This window comes from Telluria sp. BA11 (genome assembly GCF_056680305.1).
The window spans coordinates 2,475,381-2,491,053 of record NZ_CM155275.1 but is presented as its reverse complement, the minus strand read 5'-3'; the positions used below and the strand labels follow the sequence as shown (position 1 = coordinate 2,491,053).

The 15,673-nt window shown below is 64.5% G+C and carries 16 protein-coding genes; 6 read left to right on the top strand and 10 right to left on the bottom strand.

Annotation, left to right across the window (positions count from 1 at the left end; genetic code table 11):
* Positions 1–21: 21 nt before the first annotated feature.
* From AC1MGT_RS10860 to AC1MGT_RS10835, 6 genes are all read right to left on the bottom strand, one after another.
* Positions 22–582 (bottom strand): GNAT family N-acetyltransferase, encoded by a 561-nt coding sequence (locus AC1MGT_RS10860; protein ID WP_499504154.1) that lies wholly within the window; start codon positions 580–582, stop codon positions 22–24.
* Entirely contained in the window at positions 579–1,706 is a 1,128-nt protein-coding gene (locus AC1MGT_RS10855; protein ID WP_499504153.1) for an acyl-CoA dehydrogenase family protein, read from the bottom strand. The genes AC1MGT_RS10860 and AC1MGT_RS10855 overlap by 4 nt, the downstream gene beginning before the upstream one ends.
* Before the next feature lie 19 nt (positions 1,707–1,725).
* Positions 1,726–2,394 (bottom strand): SDR family oxidoreductase, encoded by a 669-nt coding sequence (locus tag AC1MGT_RS10850; RefSeq protein WP_499504152.1) that lies wholly within the window; start codon positions 2,392–2,394, stop codon positions 1,726–1,728.
* An 85-nt stretch (positions 2,395–2,479) separates the two neighbouring features.
* Entirely contained in the window at positions 2,480–3,679 is a 1,200-nt protein-coding gene (locus AC1MGT_RS10845) for an acetyl-CoA C-acyltransferase (RefSeq protein ID WP_499504151.1), read from the bottom strand.
* A gap of 23 nt (positions 3,680–3,702) precedes the next feature.
* Entirely contained in the window at positions 3,703–4,887 is a 1,185-nt protein-coding gene (locus AC1MGT_RS10840; RefSeq protein ID WP_499504150.1) for an isovaleryl-CoA dehydrogenase, read from the bottom strand.
* Between the two features lie 144 nt (positions 4,888–5,031).
* Positions 5,032–5,448, bottom strand: a complete 417-nt coding sequence (locus AC1MGT_RS10835; RefSeq protein ID WP_258836837.1) for a MerR family transcriptional regulator — start codon at positions 5,446–5,448, stop codon at positions 5,032–5,034.
* A gap of 133 nt (positions 5,449–5,581) precedes the next feature.
* On the opposite strand from AC1MGT_RS10835, the gene AC1MGT_RS10830 reads away from it, so the two are divergent.
* The 3 genes from AC1MGT_RS10830 (at position 5,582) to AC1MGT_RS10820 (ending at position 7,636) form a co-directional block, all read left to right on the top strand.
* Positions 5,582–6,646, top strand: coding sequence for an MBL fold metallo-hydrolase (locus AC1MGT_RS10830; RefSeq protein ID WP_499504149.1), 1,065 nt, complete (start codon positions 5,582–5,584; stop codon positions 6,644–6,646).
* Positions 6,647–6,909: 263 nt separating this feature from the next.
* Positions 6,910–7,323: a hypothetical protein gene (locus tag AC1MGT_RS10825; protein WP_258836835.1), complete on the top strand. Its 414-nt coding sequence runs from the start codon at positions 6,910–6,912 to the stop codon at positions 7,321–7,323.
* A gap of 139 nt (positions 7,324–7,462) precedes the next feature.
* Positions 7,463–7,636, top strand: coding sequence for a hypothetical protein (locus AC1MGT_RS10820; RefSeq protein ID WP_183555071.1), 174 nt, complete (start codon positions 7,463–7,465; stop codon positions 7,634–7,636).
* A gap of 34 nt (positions 7,637–7,670) precedes the next feature.
* On the opposite strand, the gene AC1MGT_RS10815 is transcribed toward AC1MGT_RS10820, so the two are convergent.
* Together AC1MGT_RS10815 and grxD are read right to left on the bottom strand one after the other, a co-directional pair.
* Complete coding sequence (locus AC1MGT_RS10815; protein ID WP_258836834.1) at positions 7,671–8,273, bottom strand: UbiX family flavin prenyltransferase; 603 nt, start codon at positions 8,271–8,273, stop codon at positions 7,671–7,673.
* A gap of 4 nt (positions 8,274–8,277) precedes the next feature.
* Positions 8,278–8,592, bottom strand: a complete 315-nt coding sequence (gene grxD, locus AC1MGT_RS10810) for a Grx4 family monothiol glutaredoxin (RefSeq protein WP_183555074.1) — start codon at positions 8,590–8,592, stop codon at positions 8,278–8,280.
* 32 nt (positions 8,593–8,624) lie between these two features.
* On the opposite strand from grxD, the gene AC1MGT_RS10805 reads away from it, so the two are divergent.
* A complete protein-coding gene (locus tag AC1MGT_RS10805) occupies positions 8,625–9,023 on the top strand; it encodes a hypothetical protein (RefSeq protein ID WP_499504148.1) in 399 nt (132 codons plus the stop codon).
* Positions 9,024–9,116: 93 nt separating this feature from the next.
* Positions 9,117–9,401, top strand: a complete 285-nt coding sequence (locus tag AC1MGT_RS10800) for a hypothetical protein (protein ID WP_183555076.1) — start codon at positions 9,117–9,119, stop codon at positions 9,399–9,401.
* Positions 9,402–9,422: 21 nt separating this feature from the next.
* Here the strand turns inward: AC1MGT_RS10800 and AC1MGT_RS10795 are convergent, their stop codons facing one another.
* A complete protein-coding gene (locus AC1MGT_RS10795) occupies positions 9,423–9,872 on the bottom strand; it encodes a GNAT family N-acetyltransferase (RefSeq protein WP_499504147.1) in 450 nt (149 codons plus the stop codon).
* A 10-nt stretch (positions 9,873–9,882) separates the two neighbouring features.
* Positions 9,883–12,234 carry a Tex family protein gene (locus AC1MGT_RS10790; protein WP_499504146.1) on the bottom strand — a complete coding sequence of 784 codons (2,352 nt, stop codon included), beginning with the start codon at positions 12,232–12,234 and terminating at the stop codon, positions 9,883–9,885.
* A 234-nt stretch (positions 12,235–12,468) separates the two neighbouring features.
* On the opposite strand from AC1MGT_RS10790, the gene AC1MGT_RS10785 reads away from it, so the two are divergent.
* The gene (locus AC1MGT_RS10785) at positions 12,469–15,582 is read left to right on the top strand and encodes a DEAD/DEAH box helicase (RefSeq protein WP_258836829.1); all 3,114 of its coding nucleotides are present in this window, start codon (positions 12,469–12,471) and stop codon (positions 15,580–15,582) included.
* The last annotated feature ends 91 nt before the right edge of the window (positions 15,583–15,673 follow it).

Below are 15,673 nucleotides of genomic sequence, written 5' to 3'. Positions count from 1 at the left end.
TGGGCGGGAAACCCGTCCACCCTACCTCGGGTATGGCGTAAGGCGCCGGCTCATCGTCACCGAGCCGTGCGACTCGCCATCGATCCGGTACAGGTCGTGCACCTCGCCGGTGACGAAGAACCCTGCGCGCTCGTACAGCCGGCGCGCTGCCAGATTGCCCGACAGGACATCCAGATCGACCCATTCGAGTGGTGGCGTGATGCTGGCCCACGCCAGCGCGTGCTCGACCAGCTGGCGGCCCAGTCCTGCCCCGCGGTGATCGCGGTGCACGCCCATGCCCAGCAGCGCGCGGTGGTAGGCCGCAATTTCGGGCCGTGCGCGCAGGTCGACGTGGCCGGCGATCGCGCCCTGGCCGTCGAGCGCGAGCCACATGCGGCGCCAGCGCGGCTGGCCGAACGGCACGGTAAAACTGGCGGCGAACGAGGCCGCCTTGTCGGGCGGAAGACGCGACTGCCCGCGCGAGATGGGCTGGAACAGCGGCACGGCGCCGCGGCCGTTTTCCTGCAACTGGTCGTCGAGGTACATGAACAGCTGCGGCAGCTGTTCCGGCACCAACGCCTGCAGGGTCAACGGCCTGGTCACAATGCGCGGGCGATCAGGATCTTCTGGATGTCGCTGGTGCCTTCGTAGATCTGGCACACGCGCACATCGCGGTAGATGCGCTCGACGGGGAAGTCGGCGACATACCCGTAGCCGCCGAACACCTGCATCGCATCGGACACCACGCGCTCGGCCATTTCGGACGCGAACAGTTTGGCCATCGCGGCTTCTTTCAGGCAGGGCAGGCCGGCATCCTTCATCGATGCCGCATGCAGGATCAGCTGGCGCGCAGCCTCGATCTTCATGGCCATCTCGGCCAGGCGAAACTGCACCGCCTGGTGCTCGAAGATCGCCTTGCCGAAGCTCTCACGGTCCTTCGCATACGCCAGCGCGGCCTCGTACGCGGCGCGCGCCATGCCGACCGCCTGCGACGCGATGCCGATGCGCCCGCCCTCCAGGCCCGACAGCGCGATCTTGTAGCCCATGCCTTCTTCGCCGATCAGGTTTTCGAGCGGGATGCGGCAATTGTCGAACACGATCTGCGCCGTGTCCGACGAGTGCTGGCCCATCTTGTGTTCGACGCCGGCCACGATGTACCCGGGCGTGCTGGTCGGCACCCAGAACGCGCTGATGCCCTTCTTGCCGGCCGCCTTGTCGGTGACGGCCATGACGATTGCCACGTCGCCGTACTTGCCGCTGGTGATGAACTGCTTGGTGCCGTTGATGACGTAATGCGCGCCATCGCGCACGGCGGTCGTGCGCAGCGCGGCGGCGTCGCTGCCGGTGTGCGGCTCGGTCAGCGCGAATGCGCCCAGCAGCTCGCCCTGCGCCAGGGGCCGCAGCCACTGCTGTTTCTGCGCTTCGCTCGCATACATCATGGCGATGCTGCACACGGGGCAGTTGTTGACCGAGATGATGGTGGAGACGCCGCCGTCACCGGCCGCGATTTCTTCGAGTACCAGCGCGAGCGCTACATAATCCAGGCCGGCGCCGCCATACTGCTCCGGCACTGCCACGCCGAAGGCGCCCAGCGCCGCCAGTTCGCCTAGCTCTTCGCGCGGGAAATGGTGGTCACGGTCCCAGCGCGCAGCGTTGGGGGCCAGGCGCTCCTGGGCAAAGCTGCGCAGGGCGTCACGGATCATCTGGTGTTCGTCGGACAGGATCATGGGGTCTCGTTATCGTGTGTTACCAGGCGATCGGCTCGCCGTCGTGGTTCAGGAAACTGCCGTTGGCGCCCGCGTCCACCCTGGCCAGCGTGGCGCGCAGATCGCGCACGCTGTCGTGCACGGTGAGCGCTGCGCCGCTGCCGCCCATGTCGGTCTGGACCCAGCCCGGATGGAAGGCGATGCAGGTGACGCCTTGCGCGCCGTAGGTGATCGACGCATCCTTGAGCACCGAATTCAATGCAGCCTTGCTGGCGCGGTACAGCGTGCCGTCGGTGCCCGAGCGCTCGCCGATGGAGCCCATGCGCGACGACAGCACCGCCAGCTTGCCTTTTGAGTCGGCCAGCAACGGCGCGACGATCGGAATCAGGCGCATCGCCGAGAGCACATTGGTGTGCATGACGGTGTCGAATTCGGGGCCGGTCGGGAAACTCCCGTGAGCGGGGCCATACACGCCGGCCACCAGCCAGGCGCTGTCGATTTTTTCGTCGTCCAGGCGCCAGGCCAGCGCGGCGATCGACTCGGCATCGAGCACGTCGAGCTGGTGCGCTTCGGCGCCCAGCGCGACGAGGCCATCGCAGTCTTCCTGCTTGCGTGCGGTGGCGATGACGCGCCAGCCATCCTGGCGATATTGGGCGGCCATTTCATGGCCAATGCCGCGCGAGGCGCCGACGATCAATACAGTGGGCATGCTGTGCTCCTTGTGAAGGGTTGGTAACGATAGACCTTCAATAGTCGCATGCTTTGTTCATCGTTGCAGCGCATCGCGGGCGGGCTTACACCAGCTCGATCGCCATCGCCGTGGCCTCGCCGCCGCCGATGCACAGCGCTGCCACACCGCGCTTGCCGCCGGTGCGCTTGAGCGCGCCGAGCAGCGTGACGACGATGCGCGCGCCCGAGGCGCCGATCGGGTGGCCCAGCGCGCAGGCGCCACCGTGCACATTGACCTTCTCGTGCGGGATGGCCAGGTCGCGCATCGCCGCCATCGGTACCGCAGCGAAGGCTTCGTTGATCTCGTACAGGTCGACGTCGTCCGCCGTCCAGCCGGTTTTCTTGAACAGCTTCTGCATTGCGCCGATCGGGGCGGTGGTAAACAGGTTCGGTTCCTGCGCATGCGTGGCGTGACCGAGCACGCGCGCGATCGGCGTCAGGCCCAGTTCTTTGGCGGTCGACTCGCGCATCATCACGAGGGCGGCGGCGCCGTCGTTGATCGATGACGACGAGGCGGCGGTGACGGTGCCATCCTTCTTGAACGCGGGTTTCAATGACGGGATCTTGTCGACCTTGGCCTTGAGCGGGCCTTCGTCCTTGTCGATGACAGTGTCGCCGGCGCGGCTGGTGACGGTGACGGGTGCGATTTCCCAGTCAAAACCGCCGTCGGTGGCGGCAGCCTGCGCGCGCTTGACCGAGGCGATCGCGAAGTTGTCCTGCTCTTCGCGCGTGAAGCCGTAGCTGGCCACGCACTCTTCGGCAAAGGTGCCCATCGAGCGGCCCTCGCCCGTTTTCTCGTTGCGCGAGTAGGCGTCTTCCAGGCCGTCGAGCATCATGTGGTCGAACATCGGCGCGTGGCCGATGCGGTAGCCGCCGCGCGCCTTCGGGATCAGGTAGGGCGCGCCGGTCATCGATTCCATGCCGCCGGCCACGACGACGTCGGCGCTGCCGGCCACCAGTTGGTCGTGCGCGAAGATGGCCGCCTGCATCGCCGAGCCGCACATCTTGGAGAGCGTCACGGCGCCGGTGGACATCGGCAGGCCGGCCTTGATCAGCGCCTGGCGTGCCGGGGCCTGGCCCTGGCCTGCCATCAGGCAGTTGCCGAAGTAGACGTGTTCGACGGCGGCAGGATCGACGCCGGCGCGCTGCACGGCGGCCTGGATCGCAACGGCGCCCAGGTCACTGGCGGTCTTGCTGGAAAAATCGCCCTGGAAGGCGCCCATCGGGGTGCGCGCGGCGCCGACGATAACGACTGGATCGTTCATGGTGGTCTCCGAGTGAATAGGCATTACATGGTCTCGCCGAACAGCTCGCGGCCGATCAGCATGCGGCGAATTTCGCTGGTGCCGGCGCCGATTTCGTACAGCTTGGCGTCGCGCCACAGGCGGCCGACCGGGTATTCGTTGATGTAGCCGTTGCCGCCCAGCGTCTGGATCGCTTCACCCGCCATCCACGTGGCTTTTTCGGCGCTGTACAGGATGGCGCCGGCGGCGTCCTTGCGCAGGGCGCGGATCTGCTCCGGGCCGTTGGCGCGGTCGCAGGCCTGGCCGACTGCATACACATAGGCGCGGCACGCCATCATGGTCGAGTACATGTCGGCGATCTTGCCCTGCATGAGCTGGAATTCGCCGATGGCCTGGCCGAACTGCTTGCGGTCGTGGATGTATGGCACCACCACGTCCATGCAGGCCGACATGATGCCGAGCGGCCCGCCCGACAGCACGGTGCGCTCGAAGTCCAGGCCCGACATCAAGACATTGACGCCCTTGCCGACGCCGCCCAGCACATTCTCGATTGGCACTTCGCAATCCTGGAACACCAGCTCGCCCGTGTGCGAGCCGCGCATGCCCAGCTTGTCGAGCTTCTGCGCGATCGAGAACCCTTTAAAACCTTTTTCGATCAGGAACGCGGTCATGCCACGCGCGCCTGCTTCGGGATCGGTCTTGGCGTAGACGACCAGCGTGTCGGCGTCCGGGCCATTAGTGATCCACATCTTGGTGCCGTTGAGCACGTAGCGGTCGCCCTTGAGTTCGGCCCGCAGGCGCATGCTGACCACGTCCGATCCGGCGTTTGGCTCGGACATCGCCAAGGCGCCGATGTGTTCGCCCGAGATCAGCTTGGGCAGGTAGTGCTGCTTCTGCGCTTCGGTGCCGTTGCGCTTGATCTGATTCACGCACAGGTTCGAGTGGGCGCCGTACGACAGGCCGACCGAGGCCGAAGCACGCGAGATTTCTTCCATCGCCACGATGTGGGCCAGGTAGCCCATGTTTGCGCCGCCGTATTCCTCGCTCACTGTGATGCCCAGCAGGCCGAGTTCGCCCATCTTCTTCCACAAATCCATCGGGAACTGGTCGCTGCGGTCGATCTCGGCCGCGCGCGGCGCGATTTCGCTGGCGGCGAATTGCTGGACGGCTTCGCGCAGCGCGGCGATATCGTCGCCATGGTCAAAAGTCAGGCCTGGAAGGTGCAGCATGTCGTCCTCGCGGTGAACAGTGGTGAGTGGTGAATTGAGAAGGGGTGCGCGACAATCATACTCGCGTGTTACGTTAACGTAAACGTCAAACAGCAGGCAAAAAAAAGGCGCCGACAAAATTGTCAGCGCCCGTTGTACCTGGACTCAGGCAGCGTCGCGGCCGGCTTCACCGTCGCCATGATTGCCGCCGAGCAGGCGACGGCATTCGTCTTCATGGGCGACGATTTCTTCCAGCGCCATCTCGATATCGGCGCGCTGCTGTTCGAGCGTCACGCGCTGCTGGCCCAGCACGGCAAGGAAGCGGTCGATCTGCGCCTGCGTGTCTTTTGGCGACTCGTACATGTCGACGATGCTCTTGATCTCGGACAGCGTCAAACCCAGACGCTTGCCGCGCAGGGTCAGTTTCAGGCGGGTCCGGTCGCGTGGCGTGTAGACACGGTTGCGGCCGCCCACGCCTTCGCGTTTCGGACTGAGCAGGCCCTGGTCTTCATAAAAACGGATGGCCCGTGCAGTGATATCGAATTCGCGCGCCAGTTCGGCGATGGTATAGGTAGTGGGCATGGGGTTCTGTAGCGGTTGGGAAACAACCAAAAATCGCGTAAAATCGAAACAAGCAGTAACTTCCGTTAACGTAAATTGTCGTTGCGTCGTATTGTAGCGCGCCCGCCGTTCCGCCTGAAAAGGAAAGATTTGCATGAATGCGCTTGAGTCCCAACTGTCGTATGCGTTTGGTGAGACGATCCCTGCACCGGGGGCCGTGGTCGACATCGTCCCCGGCCTGCGCTGGGCCCGCATGCCGCTGCCATTTGCGCTGGACCACGTCAATCTGTGGCTGCTGCAGGACGACGTAAAAGAGGGCGGTGCACTGCGCACTGGCTGGAGCCTGATCGACACCGGCGCCGGAACCGACGCCACCCGCGCCGCCTGGGAACAGCTGCTGGCCGACGGGCTGGCCGGGCAGCCGCTGGTACGGGTCATCGCCACGCACTGCCACCCCGATCACGTCGGACTGGCGGGCTGGTTGTGCGAGCGCTTCGCTGCGCCGTTCTGGACCACGACGGGCGAATTCGGTTTCATGCGCATGATGGCAGCGGCGCTGCCGGGCGTGGACGGCCCGTCCGCCATCCCGCATTTCGAACGCCACGGCTTGCGTGACGCCGCGATGCTGGACCAGATGGGCAGTCGCCGTAATTACTATCCGTCACTGGTGCCGAGCGTGCCGCTGGCCTATACCCGGTTGCAGGACAAGCAAGATGTCACAATTGGCGGGCAATTGTGGCGCGTGATCACCGGCTTCGGTCACTCGCCCGAGCACGCCGCGTTGTACTGTGAGAGCCTCAACATCCTGGTGTCGGGCGACATGGTCTTGCCGCGTATCTCGACGAATGTCTCGGTGTTTGCCGTGGAGCCTGAGGGCAACCCATTGCAACTGTATCTGGACTCGCTGGGCAAGTTCGCCGACCTGCCCGACAACGTACTGGTGCTGCCGTCCCACGGCAAGCCGTTTCGCGGGCTGCACACGCGCATCCGGCAATTGCGCGAGCACCATGTTGACCGGCTGGCGGAGGTACTCGACGCCTGCGCCGTACCCCGCTCGGCGGCCGAGATCGTGCCCATCATGTTCCGGCGTCCGCTCGATGCGCACCAGCTCAGTTTTGCACTGGGTGAAGCGCTCGCGCACTTGCACAAGCTCTGGTATGACGGTCAATTGACCCGGGCGACAAATGCCGATGGGGTGTTAGTTTTCACGCGAAATTAACATCCGATATGTCACCATCGGATACATCTTGAACAGGACGGGCATTCTCCAGGACCGTTCTAAGTACTGGTACGTAGTTGTTTCATTCCCGATCAGACGATTTTACATGCCAGGCATTCTTGTGAGGATTGCTGTGGGGAATACGGCAAATCGCGTGTAAAAACTATTGAAAAACCACATGTTTGTTACTTTTTAGTTGTATAGTGTAAACATAAGGTTTCTCGTCTGGAAGAGCCTTCCTTTGTCCAACAACAAGTACCGCAATGAATTCAACCAACGAACGGGAGAGCTTCAGCGAACGCCTCCAGCATGCTCTGAAGAACGCTCACTACTCCCCTGACAGCCCTACGCGTCTGGCGCGAGAATTTAATATCCGCTTTGAGGGCCGCCCGATTACGGTCCATGCCGCCCGCAAGTGGCTGGTCGGTGAAGCCATTCCAACCCAGGAAAAATTGCGCATGATCGCCCAGTGGCTGGGCGTGCCTGCCGACTGGTTGCGTTTTGGCGGCGCCGAGCAGGCTGCCGGCGAGGCTGGTGCTGCCAGTGCGCGCTTTGAATCGGCCGACGTCAAGCTGATCGCCGACCTGCAGCGCCTCGATGAGCACCACCGCCAGCTGGCGCGCGAATTCATTCGCATGCTGGTGCGCGTGAATCATACGAAGCCGGACGCGAAGTAAACGTCGATCGCAGTAGCGTTATTGCTGGTTTGCACTTTTGTCGTGCAGAACAGTACAAATGGGCTGGTCTGGTCCATAATCTGATCAGGTGGCAGCAGTTTCCGCCACCGTTTCAGGTTCACCCAGGAGCAGCTGACGCATGCGAAACAACTACGCCAATACCGCCCAGCTCAAGGATTTGATGACGGTGCCGCCGATGACGGCAGCGCGTCATGCTGAACTGATGCGAGAACGCAACGCCCGGCGGCGAATGCTCGAAGAAGCGCGTGACTTGAAAAAGTCCGAAGACAACCGTTACGACGACAAACGCTGAGACAACCCATGCCGGCGCGAGCCGGCATGCCGGTTCATCCTGCCACGTCGTTCTGTTCTGCTTTCATGCCGCCCCAGCGCGCGGCGTGGGAATTTTCGATCCCCAGCAAGTCCACGACACGGTCCACCGTGTGCTCGACCATGTCCGCGATCGTCGCAGGCCGGTGGTAAAAGCTCGGCAGTGGCGGGAAGATGATGCCGCCCATTTCGGTCACCGACGTCATATTGCGCAAGTGGGCCAGGTTGAACGGGGTTTCGCGCACCATCAACACCAGGCGCCGGCGTTCCTTGAGGATCACGTCGGCAGCGCGGGTGACGAGGTTGTCCGAGAAACCGTGGGCCACGGCGGCCAGGGTTTTCATCGAGCAGGGCGCGACGACCATGCCGTCGACCTGGTACGACCCGCTGGCAATGGACGCGCCAATATCGCGGTTGCGGTGCACGACATGCGCCAGCGCTTCGACGTCCCGGCGCTGCAGGCCGAGTTCCTGGTGCAGGGTCAGCGTGGCGGCATCGGAAATGATCAGGTGGCTTTCGATGCCAGGCGTTGCGTGCAGCCGCTTGAGCAGCTGCACGCCATAGGTTGCGCCGGTCGCGCCGGTGAGGGCGACAACAATGCGGCGCGGGCGCTCAGTCATGCAATCAGCCGTTTTTCAGCAGGGTCTGCAGTTCGCCCGATTCGTACATCTCGTTCATGATGTCGGTGCCGCCGATGAACTCGCCGTTCACGTACAGCTGCGGCACGGTTGGCCAGTTCGAGTAGTCCTTGATGCCCTGACGCACTTCAGCGTCGTCCAGTACGTTCACGGTGGCGACGTTGTCGACGCCGCACGCTTTCAGCAGCTGGATGGCGCGGCCGGAAAAGCCGCACTGTGGGAACTGGGCGGTGCCTTTCATGAACAGCACGACTGGCGTCGAGGTCACGGTGTCTTTGATCCAGGTTTGAACGTCGCTCATTTGATGTGTGCCTTTTGGAGAGGAATGGGTAGATGGCGCCATTCTATAAGAATTCGACGTGGACGGCATCGGTGACCATCATGGCGCTGCGGTATGATGCCCGGTTCAAGATGACGGGAAACACGATGAAGAACACGTTCGCTACCTTGCCCATCGCGGCCCTGTGGGTTTTTGCCGCGCTGCTGGGCTTGCCGGCACTGTATGACGGCGCCAACGCACTGAGAGGTGGCCGCGCAGTCGACGTCTTCGTCCAGATCGGCCCGTTGATGATGGCGCTGTTCCTGGCCTGGTGCGCGCTGCAGCGACGCGCCGGCAGGCTGGCGCTGCTGACCTCGCCGCGCGTCACGCTGATCGGCTTCATCTGCTTTGGCGCCTTCGCCGGGTGCTTCCTGATCAAGCTCGTGCTGCGCAACACGACCCTGTTCGCCTGAGCATCTGGCGCGCCCCGTCAGTGCCTGCGTCAGGGCCTGCGCCCGGCATTGCGGTATGATCGCGCCGTTTGTCACCATCCACCGGAGCACCCGATGCAGCAACCCCGCCGCCGCGTACCATCGCCGAACGCGAACCTCGTGATCGCCGCCCTGCTGGGCATTCCCGGCATCCTGAATATCTATACGGGGTTCACGCGCCCGAGCCCCGGCGACATCCTGTCGGGACTCGCCGCGCTGATCTACGCGCTGCTGCTGGTGCGCGACGCGCTGCACATCAAGAAGACGGGCGCGCCGGCGATCCCGCAGCACAAGATGCTGCTGATCGGGTTTGGCTGCCTGGGCGTGTACCTGATCGGCATCCTGATCAAGCACAGCTGAAGCACAGCTGAAGCAACGGCGTCAGGGCAGGCGCCGGCCGAGACAGACCGATGCCGCGCGGCCGACATACCGGCCGTAAGGCGCCACCGGCGCGTAACCGTGGCGCTTGTAGAACGCCACCGCGCGCGCATTCACGCGCCGCGTCGACAGCCATAACTGGCGGTAGCCGCATGCCGCGGCGTGCCGCTCGAGTTCTGCCAGCACGTGCGCGCCGGCCCCGCTGCCGGGCCGCGCATACATCCGCTTGAGTTCCCCGATATCGCCTGCAAGCGCGCGCACGGCGCCGCAGCCGACTGCGCTGCCATCGGCGTCGTAGGCCAGCACGAAGCAGGCGCCTGCACCCCGACAATCCTGCGGATCGAACGAGGCCGCGCCGCTTTCGCCCGTGATCGCGGCCAGCGCCGCATCGAGTTCTGCAACAACGCGCCGTGCGTCGGCGTGATCGGGATCCACGTGGACGACGCGCAGCATCGGCTGCCTGTTATTTGCGCAGCTTGGCAAACGCATCGGCCATCGCGCCGCCCGCCGGCGCCGCCGTGCGTTCCTGGCGCTGGTGCTGCTGCACGCGTTTGGCGTCGTTGCGGTCGGGCCGCTGCGCAGGCTGCGCGCCCGGCTGCGGCGCGCTGTCCGTCAGGCGCATCGTCAGCGCGATGCGCTTGCGCTTCGGGTCCACTTCCAGCACCTTCACTTTCACCACCTGGCCGGCCTTGACGACCGTGTGCGGGTCTTTCACGAACGTGTTCGACAGCGCCGAGATGTGCACCAGGCCATCCTGGTGCACGCCGATGTCGACGAACGCGCCGAAGGCGGCGACGTTGGTGACCACGCCTTCCAGAATCATGTCGGGGCGCAGGTCCGATATCTGCTCCACGCCATCCTTGAAGGTGGCCGTGGTGAACTCGGGCCGTGGATCGCGGCCCGGTTTTTCCAGCTCTTTCAGGATATCGGTGATGGTCGGTACGCCGAACTTGTCGTCCGCATACCTGGCCGGGTCCAGGCTTTTAATGAGGGCGCCGTCGCCGATCACGGCTTTCATGTCGCGCTTGACGTCGAGCAGGATTTTTTCGACGAGCGGGTACGATTCCGGGTGCACGGCCGACGCATCCAGCGGGTTGGCGCTGTTCATCACGCGCAAAAAGCCGGCTGCCTGTTCGAAGGTTTTCTCGCCCAGGCGCGGCACTTTTTTCAGCGCCGCGCGCGAGGCGAATGCACCATGCGTGTCGCGGTACGCGACGATGCCCTGCGCCACCGTGGACGACAGGCCGGACACGCGCGCCAGCAGCGGCGCCGATGCGGTGTTCACGTCCACGCCGACGGCATTCACGCAATCCTCGACCACGGCGTCGAGCGAGCGCGCCAGCTGGCTTTGCGAGACGTCGTGCTGGTACTGGCCCACGCCGATCGACTTCGGATCGATCTTGACCAGTTCGGCCAGCGGGTCCTGCAGGCGGCGCGCAATGGAGACCGCGCCGCGCAGCGACACGTCCATGTCGGGCAGTTCGCGCGAGGCGAATTCGGACGCCGAGTAGACCGACGCGCCGGCTTCCGAGACGACGATTTTCGTCAGCTTCAGGTCGGGCTGCTGCTTGATCAGATCCTGCGCCAGCTTGTCGGTCTCGCGCGAACCGGTGCCGTTGCCGATCGAGACCAGCGACACATTGTGTTTCGCCGCCAGGAGGCCCAGCGTATGCAGCGCGCCATCCCAGTCGTTGCGCGGCTGGTGCGGGTAGACCGTGGCGGTATCGACCACCTTGCCGGTGGCGTCGACCACCGCGACCTTCACGCCGGTGCGCAGGCCAGGGTCCAAACCCATCGTCGCGCGCGGGCCGGCCGGTGCGGCCAGCAGCAGGGCTTTCAGGTTACGCGCAAAGACGCCGATCGCATCAAGTTCGGCCTTGTCGCGCAGCGCACCCATCAACTCGGTATCCAGGTGCATGAAGCTTTTCACGCGCCAGGTCCAGCGCGCCGTATCGAGCAGCCATTTGTCGGCCGGACGGCCCTGCGCCTTGATGCCGAAGCGCGCCGCGATGCGGCCTTCGCACGGATTGAGCGGCGCGTCCCACTTCGGCTTTTCGGGCTCGGAATCCAGACGCAGCGCTACATCGAGCATGCCTTCGCGGCGGCCGCGCAACAGCGCCAGCGCGCGGTGCGACGGTACCGCGGCCAGTGGCTCGCTGTAGTCGAAATAGTCGGCGAATTTTTCGCCTTCGTCCTGTTTGCCAGCGACGACCTTCGATTCGACCACGCCGTGTTCCTGCACGTACTCGCGCAGCGTATGCAGCAGCGCGGCGTCTTCGGCGAAACGCTCCATCAGGATCTGGCGCGCGCCATCGAGCGCCGCTTTGGTATCAAGCACGCCGGGATTGGCGCCACCGTCGGCGTTGGTGAATGCGTCGCGCAGATAGTCCTTCGCGATGGCCTCGGGATCCTGCTGCGGGTCGGCCAGCAGGGTCTCGGCCAGCGGCGCCAGGCCCGCCTCGATCGCGATCTGCGCCTTCGTGCGGCGCTTCTGCTTGTAGGGCAGGTACAGGTCTTCGAGACGCGTTTTATCTTCGGCCAGTGCGATCGATTCGAGCAGCGCCGGCGTCATCTTGTTCTGCTCCGTGATCGACGCGATGATTGATGCGCGCCGGTCTTCCAGCTCGCGCAGATAGCGCAGGCGCTCTTCGAGAAGGCGCAGCTGAATGTCGTCCAGGCCGCCAGTGGCTTCCTTGCGGTAGCGTGCGATGAACGGCACGGTGGCGCCTTCGTCCAGCAGGGCGATGGCGGCAGCCACCTGGGCTGGCCTGGCGGCGAGTTCTTTGGCAAGGCGTTGTTCGATGGATGGCAGCATAGGCAGTGGTGAAGCGGGGATCGTGGACCAAGCGGCCAATGATACGCAAACAGCGCCGATACGCCAGTCTTGACAGGGTCACACGAACATGAGAGAACAGTCGGTTGGCAGAAGACACACGCGTTGCGTGCGCGCACCATTTGTCTGCAAGGTGCGATTACGAACAAATCGGAAGTGTTCGTATGCGAGATAATAGTCGTTATTGCCGTTTTTAATACCCTGCCACGAGACCCAATGACAACAGTCGATTATCTTCGCGAGAAAGCCAGCGACGCACCCGCAGCCCGCACGCCCGCACGTTCTCCGGCCTTGCCGGCGCCGGTTGTGAGCTGGTTGCAGCGGGTCGAAGCAGCGGCGCATCCGCAGCCGAAGCTGACCGACGAAGTAGTCGACCCAAAGGCCGCGCAGTACAAGTTCGTCTACGTGATGGCGCCCACCAGCGGCGGGCGCCACGTGGCGCTGTGCCTGTGCAAGGCGCGCCTGCGGCCGAACGGCGACGTCGCCGCGGCCAGTCCCGTCAGCGAAGTCTTTTCGCTCCTGTCGGCGCCGCCCGCTTATCTCGAAGGCGACGACATCGACCTGGTGCGCTTTTTCATCGCCATGCGCAGCGGGTCGGCGCAAGGCACCAGCGCCACCGAACCGAAAGGCAAGGTCGGCGCGATCCTGCTGCAGATGCTGCTCGAACAGGGCAAGCTGCTGTGGGCGAACTCGTGGGCCGACATGGCCGGCGGCCTGGTCTACCCGCTGCAGGGTGGCCCGACCCGCCTGGCCAGCCTGGCCTGGCGCGACGAAGGCCGCGTCGCCAAACTCGGCTGGTCGGTCGAACCCGTGGGCGGCGCGGCCGCGCACAGCGCCGCCGACCAGATCGACTACATGCTGCCGACCGATCCGCCGTGGTACATCGACAATCTGTCGTGCGGGCCGCTGGACCTCAATCGCGGCGGCATCGACATCTCGCTGGCCGAACTGCAGGCGCTGGTGGCGCAGGCACCGACGCTCACCGGCACCGACAAGAAACGCGTCTCGCAACTGCTGCTTGCGCACGGCCTGCAGCAACTGATGCCGCTGCCGCAGCCGCTCACGCAGCGCCTGCGTAATGACGTCAAACCGATTCCGCACCTGCTGCTCGATGCGGTGCAGCTGGCCGACGGCAGCGCCGCGCGCTGGCAGGACTTCGCCGTGCTGGCTTTTGATTACGACGGCCAGCGCGTCTCGTTCGACCCGTCGCAGCGCGTCGTGCGCCAGGTGGGTGACCTCACCGAAATCATCGAGCGCGACCCCAAGCTCGAAAGCGACGCGCTCGACAAGCTGGGCGAGATCGGTTTCCGCAAGCCGGCGACGGCGCCGCTGAACGTGATGGCCGGCGCGCTGCAGCTCGAGAGCCAGGCGCACTGGCTGCGCTTTGCCGAGCAGTCGGTCGATGCGCTGTCCGACGCTGGATGGCATCTGCAAAAATCGCCCAAGTACCGCTACGACGTGGTGCCGGTCGAAGACTGGTACGCCGACATCGACGAACCGGCTGAAGCAGGCAATGCCTGGTTCGAGCTGGAGCTGGGCATCGTGGTGGCCAAGAAGCGCGTGCCGCTGCTGCCGGTGCTGGTGCAGCTGATTCGCAGCGCGCCGCTCGAATTCGATCCGAGCGTGCTGGCCGCGCACGCCGAGTCCGACCAGATGCTGGCCGTGCTGCCCGATGGCGAGCGCGTGGCGCTGCCGTGGGGCCGCCTCAAGCCCATCCTGGCCACGCTGGGCGAGCTGTATTTCAATGACAAGATCAAGGCGCGACTGCGCCTGTCGACGCTCGATGCAGCGCGGCTCGAAGAACTGGCGCGCGGCGTCGACCTGCAATGGACCGGCGGCGAGCGCCTGCGCGAGACCGGCCGCAAACTGAGCCAGTTCGGCGCCGTGAAAAAAGTCGAGGCGCCGGCCGGCCTGCAGGCCACCTTGCGCGACTACCAGCTCGATGGCCTGGCGTGGATGCAGTTCCTGCGCGAGTATGACCTGGGCGGCATCCTGGCCGACGATATGGGCCTGGGCAAGACGGTGCAGACGCTGGCGCACATCCTGGTCGAAAAAGAAGCGGGCCGTTTGACCAGCCCTGCGCTGGTGATCGCACCAACGAGCCTGATGGCCAACTGGTTCGACGAAGCTGCGCGCTTTGCCCCGAGCCTGAAAGTGCTGCTGTTGCAGGGCAAGGAGCGCATGGAGTCGTTCGACCAGATCGACGGCGCCGACATCGTGCTGACCACCTACGCGCTGCTGCCGCGCGACGAAGAAGAACTGCGCAAGCACCACTATCACCTGGTGATCCTGGACGAATCGCACTACATCAAGAACACCCGTTCCAAGGCAGCGCAGACGGCCGGCTCGCTCGATGCCAGCCACCGCCTGTGCTTGTCGGGCACGCCGCTCGAGAATCATCTGGGCGAGCTGTGGTCGCAGTTCCACTTCCTGATTCCAGGTCTGCTGGGCGACGAAAAGACGTTCAATACCCAGTTCCGTCATCCGATCGAGCGCCAGGACGATCCGGTGCGCCGCACGCTGCTCAATCGCCGCATCCGGCCATTCCTGCTGCGCCGCACGAAGGACAACGTGGCCAAGGAGCTGCCGCAAAAAACCGAGATGGTGCGCCGCATCGAGCTCTCCGGCCCGCAGCGCGATCTGTACGAAACGGTGCGCCTGGCGATGGACAAGAAAGTGCGCGACGAGATCGACCGCAAGGGTGTGGCGCGCAGCCAGATCGTGATCCTCGAGGCGCTGCTCAAGCTGCGCCAGGTGTGTTGCGATCCGCGTCTGGTCAAGTCGATGCCGTCCAAAAAGAACACGGCGGCGGTATCGGCCAAATTGACCGACCTGATGCAGATGGTCGAAGACCTGCTGGGCGAAGGCCGCAAGATTCTCGTGTTCTCGCAGTTCACCAGCATGCTGGCGCTGATCGAAGAAGAACTTGCGCTGCGCAAGATCCCGTATGCGCTGCTCACCGGCGAGACGCGCGACCGCTCGGCGCAGGTGGCGGCATTCCAGCAGGGCGCGGTGCCGATCTTTTTGATCAGCCTGAAAGCGGGCGGCGTCGGGTTGAACCTGACCGCGGCCGACACCGTGATCCACTACGATCCGTGGTGGAATCCGGCGGCCGAGAACCAGGCGACCGACCGCGCCTGGCGCATCGGGCAGGACAAGCCGGTGTTCGTCTACAAGCTGATTGCCAAGGGCACGCTGGAAGAAAAGATCCAGCTGCTGCAGCAGAAGAAGTCGGAGCTGGCGCACTCGATCCTGTCCGAAGGCGAGTCGCAGAAGATGGCGCTGACGCAGGAAGACCTGCAGGCGATCTTCGCACCGCTGGCGGAGTAGTCGATCCGGGAGGGCTTGTCAGCGCCGCGCAAGCTGGCGCTGGTATATATAAAGAAATGGCGGGCTCGCGAGCCCGCCATTGTTGTATCGA

Bases quoted from the DNA above. Each gene is read 5' to 3' on its own strand.
- AC1MGT_RS10815 (WP_258836834.1), bottom strand. From the start codon at position 8,273: ATGACTGAGCGCCCGCGCCGCATTGTTGTCGCCCTCACCGGCGCGACC.
- AC1MGT_RS10840 (WP_499504150.1), bottom strand. From the start codon at position 4,887: ATGCTGCACCTTCCAGGCCTGACTTTTGACCATGGCGACGATATCGCC.
- AC1MGT_RS10805 (WP_499504148.1), top strand. From the start codon at position 8,625: ATGGCGCCATTCTATAAGAATTCGACGTGGACGGCATCGGTGACCATC.
- AC1MGT_RS10830 (WP_499504149.1), top strand. From the start codon at position 5,582: ATGAATGCGCTTGAGTCCCAACTGTCGTATGCGTTTGGTGAGACGATC.
- AC1MGT_RS10785 (WP_258836829.1), top strand. From the start codon at position 12,469: ATGACAACAGTCGATTATCTTCGCGAGAAAGCCAGCGACGCACCCGCA.
- AC1MGT_RS10845 (WP_499504151.1), bottom strand. From the start codon at position 3,679: ATGAACGATCCAGTCGTTATCGTCGGCGCCGCGCGCACCCCGATGGGC.
- grxD (WP_183555074.1), bottom strand. From the start codon at position 8,592: ATGAGCGACGTTCAAACCTGGATCAAAGACACCGTGACCTCGACGCCA.
- AC1MGT_RS10800 (WP_183555076.1), top strand. From the start codon at position 9,117: ATGCAGCAACCCCGCCGCCGCGTACCATCGCCGAACGCGAACCTCGTG.
- AC1MGT_RS10835 (WP_258836837.1), bottom strand. From the start codon at position 5,448: ATGCCCACTACCTATACCATCGCCGAACTGGCGCGCGAATTCGATATC.
- AC1MGT_RS10825 (WP_258836835.1), top strand. From the start codon at position 6,910: ATGAATTCAACCAACGAACGGGAGAGCTTCAGCGAACGCCTCCAGCAT.
- AC1MGT_RS10795 (WP_499504147.1), bottom strand. From the start codon at position 9,872: ATGCTGCGCGTCGTCCACGTGGATCCCGATCACGCCGACGCACGGCGC.
- AC1MGT_RS10820 (WP_183555071.1), top strand. From the start codon at position 7,463: ATGCGAAACAACTACGCCAATACCGCCCAGCTCAAGGATTTGATGACG.
- AC1MGT_RS10790 (WP_499504146.1), bottom strand. From the start codon at position 12,234: ATGCTGCCATCCATCGAACAACGCCTTGCCAAAGAACTCGCCGCCAGG.
- AC1MGT_RS10850 (WP_499504152.1), bottom strand. From the start codon at position 2,394: ATGCCCACTGTATTGATCGTCGGCGCCTCGCGCGGCATTGGCCATGAA.
- AC1MGT_RS10855 (WP_499504153.1), bottom strand. From the start codon at position 1,706: ATGATCCTGTCCGACGAACACCAGATGATCCGTGACGCCCTGCGCAGC.